The organism is Paenibacillus pedocola, assembly GCF_031599675.1.
Lineage (GTDB): Bacteria > Bacillota > Bacilli > Paenibacillales > Paenibacillaceae > Paenibacillus_AQ > Paenibacillus_AQ pedocola.
Map to the genome: position 1 here is coordinate 5633243 of NZ_CP134223.1, position 13641 is coordinate 5646883.

A 13641-nucleotide genomic window follows, 5' to 3' on the forward strand; every position below is an offset into this window, starting at 1 on the left:
TTTTGAACAACCTATTTTTCGAAATCACCCTAAACAGAACTTTTCTGCAGGAATTAGCGCAGCAATCTTAACCCATTCAGGATGACAAGAATCGTACTCCCCTCATGGCCGACGACTCCAAAAGGAAGAGCAATTCCCTGCAAAAAGTTGCTTAATATCAGGGTAAGGATCACCGTTACCGCAAAAATCATATTCTGCTTTACAATCCGCTGGGTACGGCGGGCCAATTCAATCGTCGAAGCAATCTCTTCGATATTATCATTCATTAATACCACGTCGGCGATTTCAAGCGCTGCTCCGCTGCCCTTCATGCCCATCCCCATCCCGACTGTCGCCGTAGCCAGCGCTGGTGCATCATTCACCCCGTCGCCGACCATGATAACATGGCCGTATTGTTCACGCAGCGTCTTGATATGGGTCACTTTGTCCTCCGGCAAAAGATCGGCAAACACAAGATCGACTCCCGTTCTTCCGGCCATTACGGCTGCTGTGGCTTCACGGTCTCCTGTCAGCATCGCCACCTTGATCCCCAGTTTCTGCAGCTTCCGCACAGCAGCTTCCGCCTGCGGACGTACCGTATCCTGCAATGCAATCATGCCGGCAATGTGATCTCCTTCAAGAATCAGTGAAACGGTCTTCCCTTCGCTCTCCAGCTGCTTCCGTACCGCCTTCCAGGACGCAAGGACTTCTTCCTCCGACGATGCCACAGCTGATTCATCCAGCACATTGGTTTTACCTATTCTCCACAATCTGCCGTTAATCCAGCCTTCGATCCCCCAGCCGGTCACGGATTTGCTCTCCTGGGTGCTGTAGAGCTCCACTTGCTCCTCCTCTGCCAAGCGGACAATCGCTTCCGCCAGCGGATGGCGTGACAGCTTCTCAATCGAGGCGCTTACCGCCAGCAGCTCATCCCGGCTGTACCCTTCTCCGGCAATAAAATCAGTAACCTGCGGAATTCCCTCAGTCAGCGTACCCGTCTTATCAAAAGCAACCACCGTTACCTTCGCCATATTCTCCAGGTGTACGCCACCTTTGAATAGGATGCCTTTGCGCGCGCTTTTGGAAATGGCCGACAGCATGGCGGGCATAATGGACGAGACCAGGGCACACGGAGAGGCGACAACCAGGAACACCATTGCTTTATAAAAAGTATTGCTCCAGCTCCAGTCCAGCACAAACGGCGGCAGAGCAATCAGAATAACCGTTGCGAGTACCACAACACGGGCATAAACTGCCTCAAGACGTTTAATGAACCGCTGTGAATCCGGCACTTCGGTTTCAGCTTCTTCAACCATTTTGATGATCTTGGCAAAGAGTGTATGCTCAGCGGCAGTGGTCACTTCGATATAAAGCGGGCCTTCCCCGTTAACCGTTCCTGCGAACACTTCACTTCCGGCTGTCTTCTCAACCGGCAGGGATTCACCTGTAATCGAAGCCTGATTGACTGCCGACTCGCCGCGATAGACCTTGCCGTCTGCCGGAATCAGCTCACCCGGACGCACCAGCAATAAATCTCCTACAGCCAAAAGATCAATCGGCACCTCGCTCATGGCCCCCTGCTCAATGCGTACAGCCGTAGCCGGCTTCAGTGCCATCAGCGAAGAAATGTCCTTTTTACTGCGTTCCATAGTATAGCTCTCCAGCGCTCCGCTCATGGCAAAAATGAAGATCAGCATCGCCCCTTCATTCCAGTAGCCGATGGAGGCGGCGCCCAGTGCGGCGGCTATCATCAGCAGGTTGACATCGAGATCACGTTCTTTAACCAGTGTCTCAACGCCCTCCTTCGCCTTGATCCACCCGCCTACTGTATACGAGATTACATAAATCAGCACGGAGAGCACTTCTGACCAGCCGCTGACAGCCCAGGCGATAAGCATAAGCACGCCGCTGCCAAGCGCGGCCTGCATTTCCCGGTTGCTCAGCATGGCACGCGGATCAAAGCGCCGCGGCTTCGGGGTACGCGGCTGCTGCGCATTGCCTTGGCGGGCTATCGGTTTAGGTAGTTGTTTGGATGTTGCTTGCATAATAAATCACCTTCCTGTTTGTAGTGAAGAGCATAAGTGAGCTGAGAGCCTGAGTGAGAGAGCCTGAGTGAGAGAGCCAACTGAGAGACGTACTGAGAATGAGAGCCATTATTAAAGCCCTTAAAATGACACATGCTGCCCCGGCTCAGCCGGGACAGCATGATAAATGAGAATGATAATCATTGTTGCAATAATACAACTATATTTCCTCAGTGCAACTTATACATATACTATACCACTATCCGCCGGAAAGTAAACCAGGAGACAATCTGAATTTGAGCGGCTGTATCCATTGATATGCGGGGCGAGTGAGGCCTATGAAGCATGTGAGACGAGTAAGGCGTGTGAGGCGTGCCAGGCTTGTCCAGCTTTACGCCGGCATACCGGGGAAATGCAACAGCATACTGAGTGTACTTAGGTGTGCAGATTGGGCGGGGAATGCGGGGCCATGGCTGATACTGATCTAATTGTATTCCATACCGTTAGATTCCTGATATCTGGTGATCCTGGAGCTCTAATTGCAGTCTGTACAATTGAAAAAGCGGAATCCCGCCTATTCGCAGGATTCCGCCTAAATACGTGTGCAGAGTACAGTTATTTCCTTAAGCGTACGAAAAAGAAATCGTATAGCTGTGCGTAGCGCAGTTACCACTAAAGATTACAGCCATCCTCCGGCGGCTGTATCCGCATTGTCCTGCCGGGCCATCCAGGTCAGGCAGGCTGCCCGGAGCAGCGCTTCGGTCCGCAGGCCCGCGCTGCAAAAGATCCCGCTCATGCCGATCCGGTACAGATCGGCAAGCGCTACCGCCGCCGGTGCCCCCGCGGCGAGTACCACCGCCGCCGGCTTCACGCGCCGCACGGCGGCCAGGACCTCTCCCGCCGTGCGGGCAAAGCCCTCGGCGGTAAGCTCTTCCGGCGCGGCTATGTCCGCCGCGCCGTCCAGCACCAGGAAATCGGCGATACGCGCGATTTCCCCCGCGGCGGCGGGCTGGACATCCGGGGCAACCAGTGCCCCGATGCTGCACGCCGCCGCGTAAGCGTGGCCGAGGGTCTGTTCGGCCACGTCCTCGATGAATTCGCGTTTCACCGCGAATTCGGCAGCGCTGGCGGGATAAGGCGCCAGCAGATCGATGCGGCTGTCTCTGCCCAGCCGCTGATTTGCCGCCACGGCGGCAAACAGGGCTTCGAGCTGGACATCGTGCAGCTCAGCCAGTTTGGCGGGCGCTGCGGCAAGCTCCTGCGTATAGAGCAGAGTGACGGCCGCCCAGGCGCCATCCGCCGATTCCAGCAGCGCTGCTGAAGCGGCCCGCAGCCGGTAATAAATCCGCTGAAGGGTGCGTTCAGCCTGGAATTCATCTTCACTGTTCAGCCAGCATTCATACAATCCGGCAAGCTCAGGGGTATGCAGCCATTCCTCACTCCGGATGAGGCAAGGTCCTCCCGGAAGTGAACCCGCCTCATCCCGGAATAACGGCCGGTCTTCGGCTCCCTCACGCAGCACCAGGAAGGACGGGCGGTCTCCTGCCCGCCTCATAAAAGCCCGTTTGGGCGCTTCCGCTCCCGCGCTCCGTCCCGCTTCAGTGATAAACTCCGCAGCAGCGGAGGCTACAGATGCGGCCTGGCTCATTTCCGCTCCTATCGCCCGGTCCCCAGCATTATACTTGAACGGGCGCTCCACACTGTTCCGGTTTTGATCCTGCTGACGTTCACCCTTCATCACCGCACCCACCTTTTTGGCTTTGGATTGCCGGCACCTATTCCTGTTACACGCTGATACCGGCATGTTACGAACCTTCTTTTTATAAATACGGGATCCGGCCTTGAAATATGCAAGCGGTATCAAAGGAGTCTGATATTTACGGTGCGGACGGCGGAACAACACTCACTCCAAACAACAAAAAAGCCCCCTCCGCAAGCAATCCCGGCTCTAAGTCTAGAGACAGGACTGCTCCCGGAGGAGGCTTGTAAGTTAATATGCTGTGACTGCTGATCCCGCCTTACTGCTGGCTTGCAGCAATAGCCTGTTCGAGATCATACAGGATATCATCAATGGATTCCGTTCCGATGGACAGGCGCAGGAGCTCCGGAGTTACGCCGGCAGTGATCTGCTCTTCATCCGAAAGCTGCTGGTGAGTTGTGCTCGCCGGATGAATAATCAGCGATTTCGAGTCTCCTACATTGGCTAAATGGGAGAACAGCTTCACATTCTCAATCAGTTTTACGCCGGCTGCAGCCCCGCCCTTAATTCCGAAGGTGAGGATTGCACCCTGGCCCTTCGGCAAATATTTTTGCGCAAGCTCATAGGACGGATGGCTCAGCAAGCCGGAATAGCTCACCCACTCTACATCCTTATGGCCTTCCAGGTATTGCGCCACTTTGAGCGCATTCGAACTATGGCGTTCCAGGCGCAAATGCAGGGTTTCCAGCCCTTGCAGCAGCAGCCATGAGTTAAATGGTGAGATTGATGCGCCTAAATCACGCAGCAGCTGCACGCGGGCTTTGATAATATAGGCAATCGGCCCAACCGCTTCCGTGTACACAACGCCATGATAGCTTGGGTCCGGCTCGGTAAGGCCGGGGAATTTGCCGCTCGCTTTCCAGTCAAATTTGCCTCCGTCAACGATAACTCCACCGATGGATGTGCCATGGCCGCCGATAAATTTGGTAGCCGAATGCACCACGATATCCGCTCCGTGCTCAATCGGGCGCAGCAGATACGGACTCGGGAAGGTATTATCGACAATCAGCGGAATCCCGTGCTCATGGGCGATCGCTGCCACGGCTTCGATATCCAGTACATTCCCCTGAGGGTTGCCGATCGTTTCGGCATAGAGCGCCTTCGTCTTATCCGTAATGGCTGCCCGGAAATTCTCCGGATGATCAGAATCCACAAAATTCACTTTGATTCCAAGCTTCGGCAAGGTGGTAGAGAACAGATTATAAGTCCCGCCGTAGAGGCTGGCAGAAGACACGATTTCATCGCCTGCACCGGCAATATTCAGCACAGAGAAGGAAATCGCCGCCGCCCCTGACGCCGTCGCCAGCGCCCCGGCCCCGCCTTCAAGCGCAGCAATCCGCTGCTCAAACACATCGGTGGTCGGGTTCATCAGGCGTGTATAGATGTTGCCGAATTCCTTGAGCGCGAACAGATTGGCGGCATGCTCAGCATCCCGGAATCCGTAGGAAGTGGTCTGATAGAGCGGTACGGCACGCGATAGTGTAGTCGGGTCAATCTCCTGGCCTGCATGAACTGCTAATGTTTCAAACGACAGCTTGCGGTCTTCTGACATTGGTATTTCCTCCCCTGTAATGGCAATTGGCAAACCTTAACAATCTTGAATTGTAACTATTCTCTCACAAACGATGTTATTTGGGAAGAGAAAATTCTCATTATTCCGGTGTGTTTTATTACACTTACAGTATACGCTTACATTAATACTCCCGCCGAACAGCCAGTCTACTAAGTATATACAAAAAAGCGGAGGCACAAAAAGTTTTGTATCCCCCGCTTGTCCATCCTTTTACAATACAGACGATTAGTAGCTGCTCTGGCTCTGCTCCCCCTTGGCAATGGCTACGCCGCCGCTCGTACCGATCCGGGTTGCCCCCGCTCCGATCATAATCAGCGCATCCTCGCTGCTGCGTACACCGCCGGAGGCTTTGACACCGATATCAGGACCCACTGTTGCCCGCATCAGTGCGATATCTTCCTTCGTAGCGCCTCCTGTGGAGAATCCGGTCGAAGTCTTCACAAAGTCTGCCCCGGCTTCTACAGCCAGCTTGCAGGCGCGGATCTTCTCTTCCTCGCTCAGCAGGCAAGTCTCAATAATCACCTTGGTCAGCGCTTTGCCGCGGGCCGCATCCACAACAGCAGCGATATCGCGTTTAACCAGTTCATTGTCACCGTCTTTCAATGCGCCGATATTGATAACCATATCCACTTCGCCTGCACCGTTTGCGATTGCATTGGTGGTTTCAAAGGCTTTGGTTTCCGGCGTCGATGCTCCCAGCGGAAAGCCAATAACGGTACATACTTTTACTTCAGGCGTATCCTTCAGCACTTCATGGGCAACTGCGACCCAAGCCGGATTAACGCATACCGAAGCGAATTTATAGGTTTTGGCCTCTTCTGCCAGCTTGATGATATCTTCCTTACGTGCGTCCGCTTTTAGCAGCGTATGATCAATGATCCCGGATATTGTGTTTTCACTCATTATTAATTCCTCCATGGTTGTAGATGTTCTCATTCCTTGTAATCATACCAATAGTGGACTGCTTTGGAAAGCGGAACAAGGGGATGCGTCAGCATCCCCTTGGATTGTTTGTTTGGTGAAAGAGTACTATTCACTACTTATAATTATTTTTGCGTCAGTGACTCAATATCAATAAAAGGTGTAGCCCCGCCTGTTACCGTCGGCAGAACGCCGTTCCATTTCTCCAAGGCTTTCTCCTGAACCTCGATTTGCTTCAGCTGCACTAGCTCGGGTGTAACCTCCTGCTTCTTAAGTCTTAAGGATTCCGCTTCCGCCTGCGCTTGCGCGATCTTCTGCTTCGCCTCAATCTCGATCCGCCGGAGGTCGTTCTCTGCCTTGAGCGCCTGCTGCTGGGCAACCTGTTTCGCTTCAATGGACTGGTCGAATGCATCCGAGAATTTGAAATTCACAATGTTAATATCATTTACAACGAGGTCGTATTTGGCCAAACGTTTGGTCAGGAGATCGCTGATCTCTCCTGCCACCACATCCCGCCGGGTAATCAGATCCTCAGCCGGATATTTGGCGGTTACTTCTTTGACAATCTCCTGAATCGCCGGATTGATAATCACCGCATCGAAGCTGCCTCCGATGTTGTTCATCAGATTGTATGCAGAATCTTTGTTGACGGAATAGTTAACCGCCACATGGGTGGATACCGGCTGCAGGTCCTTGGAGGATGCAGAGGTATCCGTCTCCGCTTTGGTGACCTGGGTGTTGACTTGTATGACACTCTGGAAAAACGGAATTTTCAGATGTATGCCCGGAGATAACATATTATTGTTGAGTTTGCCGAAGGTTTTGTAGAGTCCCACATGTCCGTACTGTACCGTTGCGAAGGAATTGGCGGCAATCAGCACCACTACCAGCACCCCTGCTGCGATGCTGATGATTTTCCCCGGCTTTGCCTGTTTTAATTTTGGATTAACTTCCATGATCGTGTCCCCCTAATTGATGCGCATTTTGGAATTGTTATCCTTTTATACGGTGGCATAGCCGCTGCGGTCGCAAGGATTTTATTAAGGAACTTTAACAGGTCATTCGGCCCGGGGCATCGCGGGAATCAATCCTTCCGGAATGAGCTGGTACTCTCCCCCTTCACTCTCCCCCATATCCGAGGCCTCATATATTAGGTCGTCTCTAAGCATCACGGAATCCGCGTGCAAAGCATCGTTTAAGCCTGCTTCCTCAGCATGGCCGTTATGCCAGCGGTAAATATAGGCGGTCATTGGGGTGCCATGCGCGGAGACCGCTTCAGGCGTTCCATCCCGGTCAACATCCGCTTCATGGGTATGTCCGGTGTCCACCCGGAGCACTCCGGCCGGTGTTCCCGCTTCATCTATTGTGTAGTAGCTGCTGAGCGATAAATTCGCCCCCAGCCCGCCGGTGATTTTCAGCTTCAATCCTGTGAACAGGGATGACACTTCGGCCGTAATATCCTCCGGCTTGCGGTAATTGTAGGTACCGACGGGACCGAGGCTGTAATGCCCCTTGGCAGTCCCGAGATCGGCATAGACGTGCTCCTCATCCCCCGGTTTGATGTAGAATGTGATCTGTACTCCGCCGAAATTCTCCAGCCACTGCCCGGAGATTGTCACCGCATCTGAGGGGATTCCAGCCCAGGCTTCCGCCTTGGGAATATCCTTCATTTCCTGCCAATTCAGCCGGATCAGCCCTGACGCCTGAACACCGCCGGGAAGTGAGGATTGTCCGGTCACCACCCCCCGCTCCATATCTATACCCTGGAAGGTAAAGGCCCGCTTCCAATCCCTGCCCCCGTTATCCGTTGTGTACAGCACCGCCGGATCGTCCGGGCTGCCGGTCACAAACCATCCATGCTGATTGTCTGCCATCGCCAGCTTTGCCGGTATATATCCGGGAAAAGACTGCTCCCCGTCTGTCCAGGTCTTGCCGCCGTCACGGGTCCAGCCCACTGTGTTGGCGTTATCACAAGGGGAGCAGTAGCCGCTCATATAGGCTTCCTCATTGCTTAGGACAACGAGCATGCCTGGGGCGGCACCGTTATTGGCCGGAATCTCGTTAACCTCATCCACCGCAAACCCCGGAGCCGGTCCTGCCCCCGCTGTCCCGTGGTTCAGTACGGTCAGCCAATGCCTGCCTCCATCTGACGTATGAAACAGTGAATACGCCGTCTGGTGCATGCCCGAGTCGCCGATACATTCGACCCAGGCATCGTCCGGACCTGTGGAGCGTATAACAGCACCGGTAAGGGAAACCGTCTTGCGCGTCAGTACGGTTCTCCATGTTACGCCGCCGTCCGTCGTCCGCTGGAAGGCGAAATCCTTGGGCGAAGCGCTGGTGACCGCCCAGCCGTTCAGCCGGTCATAGTAAAAGACACCGCCAACAACATTCCCCGGAACAGGGAGACTCCCCCATGTCTGTCCCCCGTCCGTTGTCACGGCAGCACCGCTAAAGCCGGTGTCCGGTGAAATGAAATGCAGGTCCTCCCGGTTCGGGGCAGAGCCTGTCAGCGTCCAATGCGCTCCACTGTCTTTGGTTCGCAGCAGGCTCCCTGTGTCCAGCTCTGCCCACGCATGCGCGTTGTCCAGGGCGAACAGGCTCAGCACCGTCCCCGGGCCGGTGTACTGCACCTGCCATTCCGCACCGCCGTTACCGGTGCGGGCAATCCATCCCTTGCCGCCGATCCAGCCGGCGTCCGGGCCGGTCATCCCCAGCCCGCTGATGCTGCGGATCGGGACCCCCCGCTGCGCGGCACTGCCGGCAGCCGGGGGCGCTGCCGCCGCTGTGCCGGACGGGGGCGGCACGGAGCTGGCTATCGCCGCCGATGCAGGCGGCGAAGCTGCGGGGGTTGATTCAGCGGCCTCCCCGCCGGAACCCCCGCAGCCTGCCGTGACCAGGAGCAGCGGAACCAGCAGCGCTGCCGCGGTTTTTCTCAGGATGTCAACAAACATAGTTATATGCACCTCTGCTTTACCGGAATCTATTGTCTCTATGTAGAAAAGTATAAGCAGCTTGTGACAGCCAGAGGTAACGGTATAGACGCCTGCGGGTTAAAATCTTGTTGCATTTTCCTGGATTTATTGCATAAAAAAACAGCTCTCTCCTAAGAGAAAGCTGTGAATAGATTTCTTATTGCCGTTACAGGTGGCCACCGGACAAAGCAAGCCCGATCCGGTTGACAAGACGCGTGCTTTCTTCGTTCAGCCCGGTAACCTTCACCTTTTTACCGAGTGCGTCATATCTGCTGATTGTCTTGGCAATGGCGCCAGCAGCCGACTGGTCCCATACATGCGAATGGGTAAAGCCGATAATAACCTGTTCAGGATCGCCATCATAATTGAACGCATGGACGAAATGGCTTGTCGTACCGAAGAACAGCTGCCCGGAGACCGTATACGTTGCCGTACCGCCGAGCACAAGAATAAGCAACAGCAGGAAAATGCCTTACTCCCCACAAAAGTTCCGCATCCGCTTGTAAGCGGTTGTTTAGGACTTATCCTCGCAATTGCTGCGAATATCTTAAAAATTCAATTGTTTTAAATTAACGGAACAACCCGGAAGCCTTAACCTCACTGAAGAAGGTATTGAACTCCTCAATGTTCAGCTGCTGCGCCGCATCAGAGAGTGCTGTAGCCGGATCAGGATGCACCTCGACCATAATACCGTCGGCTCCGGCAGCAAGCGCGGCTTTGGCACAAGGAATCAGGATATCTTTGCGTCCGGTGGAATGGGTAACATCGACCAGCACCGGCAGGTGGCTCTCCTGCTTGAGAATCGGCACCGCTGAAATATCCAGCGTATTGCGTGTCCATTTCTCATAAGTGCGGATCCCGCGTTCGATCAGCATGACCTGCGTATTTCCGCGTGACATGATGTATTCAGCGGCATGAAGGAATTCCTCCATCGTTGCAGCAAGGCCCCGTTTCAGCAGGACCGGCTTATTCAGCTCACCGGCGGCTTTCAGGAGTTCGAAGTTCTGCATATTGCGTGCACCGATCTGGATGATGTCCACATAATCCAGCGCAGGCTCAAGATGTGCCGGATCGACGATTTCACTGATCGTAAGCAGGCCGTATTCGTCTGCCGCTTCGCGGAGAATACGCAGGCCATCCATGCCCAGCCCCTGGAAATCATACGGGGAGGTCCGGGGTTTGAACGCACCTCCGCGCATTACCTTGATCCCGGCTTTTTGCAGTGCTGCGGCTACAGTGCGGGTCTGAAGCTCGCTCTCTACGGAGCAAGGTCCGGCTACCATCACCGAGGACAGGCCGCCGATCGTAATATCCCCCGGCAGGACAATAACGGTGTCCTCCTTGCGTGTTTTCCGGCTGACCAGCAGGCTTTTCTTATGTTCATCAGACTGCAGATCCAGAGAAGCAGCGAAGATTTGCTTGAAGAGGCTGCGGATCGTTCCGCTTGTGAAAGGCCCTTTATTGCTCGCTACAAGCTTCTCCAGCATCGCTTTTTCACGTTCCGGATCAAATTTCGGCACGCCCTGCTTTTCTTTTACAACTCCAATTTCCTGCACAACCTGGGCACGCTCCGAGATTAACTCCAGCAGCTGTCCATTGATTTCATCCAGACGGGCTCTCAGCCCATCCAATTCCACGTTAGTCATTACCTTCCACTCCCTCTTTTAAATTAATTGCATCTATGAACGCAAAAAGGCCCCCGTCGCAAGGGACGAGGAGCCGTGGTACCACCCTTATTTAGAGATTAACCCGAAATACGAGGCGCGGGGAATGGAAAGCTGCTTCTTCCCGGCCAGGATTAACTCTGTCTTACACCCGGTAACGCGGAGCGCGGGCCTCCCTACGCATATCTGCTGCAGCAAATACTTCAGGGGCCGACTCGGAAGTGAACTTCGGTACTAAACGTCTCATGAGGGTGCTCTCAGTCTCCGGCACGCCTTCCCTGTTAAGATCCGTACATAGCACTTACTCTCTTCGTCATCGTCGTTAGAGAATATTTCGGCACGTCTTATGTGCCGGTTTCTGCTATCTTAATCAAAATATTCACATGATGCAAGGGGATATTGCACCGTTTCACAGCTTTAATGCAATAAATTTACCTGGAGTTTATTTAATCTCCGAAAAATTTCGCAATCAGATTCGTAACCGCCTCACTGCGCAGCGGTTTGCTGATGTATTCATCCATTCCCGTCTCCAGGCATTGTTCACGGTCACCCTTCAGCGCATTGGCCGTGACGGCGATAATCACCGGCTGCTTGTCCGGAGCAAGTGTCCGCCTGATTGCCGCTGTAGCTTCCAAACCGTTCATTCCGGGCATCTGCACATCCATAAAAATAAGATCATAATCGGTACTGCCCGTCATCTCCACCACCTGCAGGCCATCCGCGGCCACATCAACGGAAAACCCTCGCTTCTCCAAAATTTTACGCAGCACGATTTGGTTAATCTCGTTATCCTCCGCCACCAGGATCCGCAAGTTGCGGTTGACCGGGCCTGAGCCTGCAAGTAAATTACCGAACGTGTCGGCGGAAGTATCGTTTCTCAGGCGGAGCTTCACCGTAAACTCAAAGGTCGCCCCCTGCTTCACACTGGTGTCCAAGCCGATGGCTCCCCCCATCAGTTCTACCAGCTGCTTCGCTATCGCCAGGCCGAGACCTGTGCCTTCATGGCGCCGGCCCATGAAATGATCCAACTGTACAAACGGCTCAAACAGCTTGTCTGCAGAGTCCTCAGGAATGCCAATTCCGGTATCCGCAACTTTGAAATGCAGTGTAACCTGTCCGCCTGTCTGGACCAGGCTTTGGACTTTAACCGTTACACCTCCGGTATAAGTGAACTTAATCGCATTGCCAACCAGATTCAGCAGGATCTGCTTTAACCGCTCCCCGTCACCAATCACCAGCTTGGGTATAGCGGGATCTACAAAGACCTCAATCGTCAGCCCTTTAGCCTCTGCCTTATGCTGCAGAAGTTCAAGAGCAGAATCTATACATTCCTCCAGCACAAAAAGATCCTCATGAAGAGCCGTTTTGCCGGCTTCATTCTTGGAGAAATCCAGAATATCATTAATGATATTCAGAAGGGTGTCACCGCTCTGCCGGATGATCTCCAGATACTCCCTCTGGGTAGACCCAGGCTCACTGATATCCAGCAGTAAATCGGTCATCCCGATCACACCATTCATTGGAGTACGGATCTCATGGCTCATCATCGCCAGGAATTCACTTTTTGCACGGTTCGTGCTCTCGGCGGTTTCCTTGGCAATTAGCAGCTTTTTCTGTTCCGTAATGTCCTTAACGATGATATAAAAGCCTACCGTAGCCTTATTGATGATGATCGGAGCAATAGTAGTCAACACTTCGACCGTATGTCCGTCCTTGTGCCAGACAAGGTCAATATTCCGTTCCTTACTGCTGTTTCCGTTGGTATAGCCGAGCACATCGTTAACATGATGATCCCCGATGATCCGGCCTACACTCTTGCCGGCCAGCTCAGAGACGGGGTAGCCTGTCAGCTGGCAGGCCTGCTCATTGCAATTGATAATGTTGCCCTGCAGATCCAGTGAAATAATGGCATCATGATTGTATTTCTTAAGGGAGGTGTAGCGTTCGATAGATTCCTGCAGCTTCCGCTCCACATTTTTGCGCTCGGTGATGTCCCGGCCTACAGCAAGCACGCTTGGGCTGTCCGGGTCATCCACTATACGTAAAGTGAATTCAATCCACAAATATCGCCCGTCAGCGTGAAGAACCCGCAGCTGAATACTCCGGAGTTCGGCTACTTGCGGAAGACTGAGGGAGGCACGATCCTCCGGATGGATCAGGCTGCGGATATCGCGTCCGATCAGCTCCTCCGGTTCATAGCCCAGCACTTCCTTAACCGACGGTGAGCAATACCGGCAAACATTGTCGGGTGTGGCATAATACACCACATCACTAATATTCGCGGCAATCAGCCTATACAGCTCGTCAGACGAGGGGTAACGAGTCTGGGCTTTTGCTTCAGCCGGAGGCTTCGTCAGGTGAATAATATAATACAGTTCTGTACCCGTAGAAGGATCTCTGATAAGTGCGGTATGCAGCAACACGGGAACCGGCATACCTTTACCATGGACCAGTCTGATTTCGCATTCAAAAAAGGGAACCCCGCTTGTTTTCAGAGCCCCCATCTTCCTGCTATGTAACTCTATAGAATCTTTGTACACAAGCTCCCTGAAATCATGCCCCAGGAGCTGTTCTTCCGTATATCCAAGCATCGAGACTACAGCCGGATTGATGCTCGTCCATTTGAGGTCAAGAGACAGAAAAGCCATTCCGCTGATACCCGTTCGGTATACTTCTCCAAAGTGCTGCTCTTTCAACATCTGATCCACCGCCCGTTTTGTGGAGTAATGAAAGCAATTCCATTATT

General features: G+C 53.6%; 9 protein-coding genes. All 9 read right to left on the reverse strand.

Annotation, left to right across the window (positions count from 1 at the left end):
- Positions 1-53: 53 nt before the first annotated feature.
- The 9 genes from QU597_RS25010 to QU597_RS25050 all read right to left on the reverse strand — a co-directional run bounded on the left by QU597_RS25010 (position 54) and on the right by QU597_RS25050 (position 13594).
- Positions 54-2024: a heavy metal translocating P-type ATPase gene (locus QU597_RS25010; protein ID WP_310830285.1), complete on the reverse strand. Its 1971-nt coding sequence runs from the start codon at positions 2022-2024 to the stop codon at positions 54-56.
- A 658-nt stretch (positions 2025-2682) separates the two neighbouring features.
- Positions 2683-3741, reverse strand: coding sequence for a hypothetical protein (locus tag QU597_RS25015; RefSeq protein ID WP_310830286.1), 1059 nt, complete (start codon positions 3739-3741; stop codon positions 2683-2685).
- A gap of 280 nt (positions 3742-4021) precedes the next feature.
- On the reverse strand, positions 4022-5314 hold the full coding sequence (locus tag QU597_RS25020; RefSeq protein ID WP_310830287.1) for a homocysteine synthase: 1293 nt from the start codon (positions 5312-5314) through the stop codon (positions 4022-4024).
- Positions 5315-5560: 246 nt separating this feature from the next.
- Positions 5561-6238: a deoxyribose-phosphate aldolase gene (gene deoC / locus QU597_RS25025; protein WP_310830288.1), complete on the reverse strand. Its 678-nt coding sequence runs from the start codon at positions 6236-6238 to the stop codon at positions 5561-5563.
- Between the two features lie 143 nt (positions 6239-6381).
- A complete protein-coding gene (locus tag QU597_RS25030) occupies positions 6382-7212 on the reverse strand; it encodes a prohibitin family protein (RefSeq protein ID WP_054943474.1) in 831 nt (276 codons plus the stop codon).
- Positions 7213-7314: 102 nt separating this feature from the next.
- A complete protein-coding gene (locus tag QU597_RS25035) occupies positions 7315-9210 on the reverse strand; it encodes a WD40/YVTN/BNR-like repeat-containing protein (RefSeq protein WP_310830289.1) in 1896 nt (631 codons plus the stop codon).
- Positions 9211-9397: 187 nt separating this feature from the next.
- The gene (locus QU597_RS25040) at positions 9398-9688 is read right to left on the reverse strand and encodes an STAS domain-containing protein (RefSeq protein ID WP_310830290.1); all 291 of its coding nucleotides are present in this window, start codon (positions 9686-9688) and stop codon (positions 9398-9400) included.
- 112 nt (positions 9689-9800) lie between these two features.
- Positions 9801-10877 carry a bifunctional 3-deoxy-7-phosphoheptulonate synthase/chorismate mutase gene (locus tag QU597_RS25045; protein WP_206102086.1) on the reverse strand — a complete coding sequence of 359 codons (1077 nt, stop codon included), beginning with the start codon at positions 10875-10877 and terminating at the stop codon, positions 9801-9803.
- Positions 10878-11341: 464 nt separating this feature from the next.
- Positions 11342-13594, reverse strand: a complete 2253-nt coding sequence (locus QU597_RS25050; protein ID WP_310830292.1) for a PAS domain S-box protein — start codon at positions 13592-13594, stop codon at positions 11342-11344.
- Between the last annotated feature and the right edge of the window lie 47 nt (positions 13595-13641).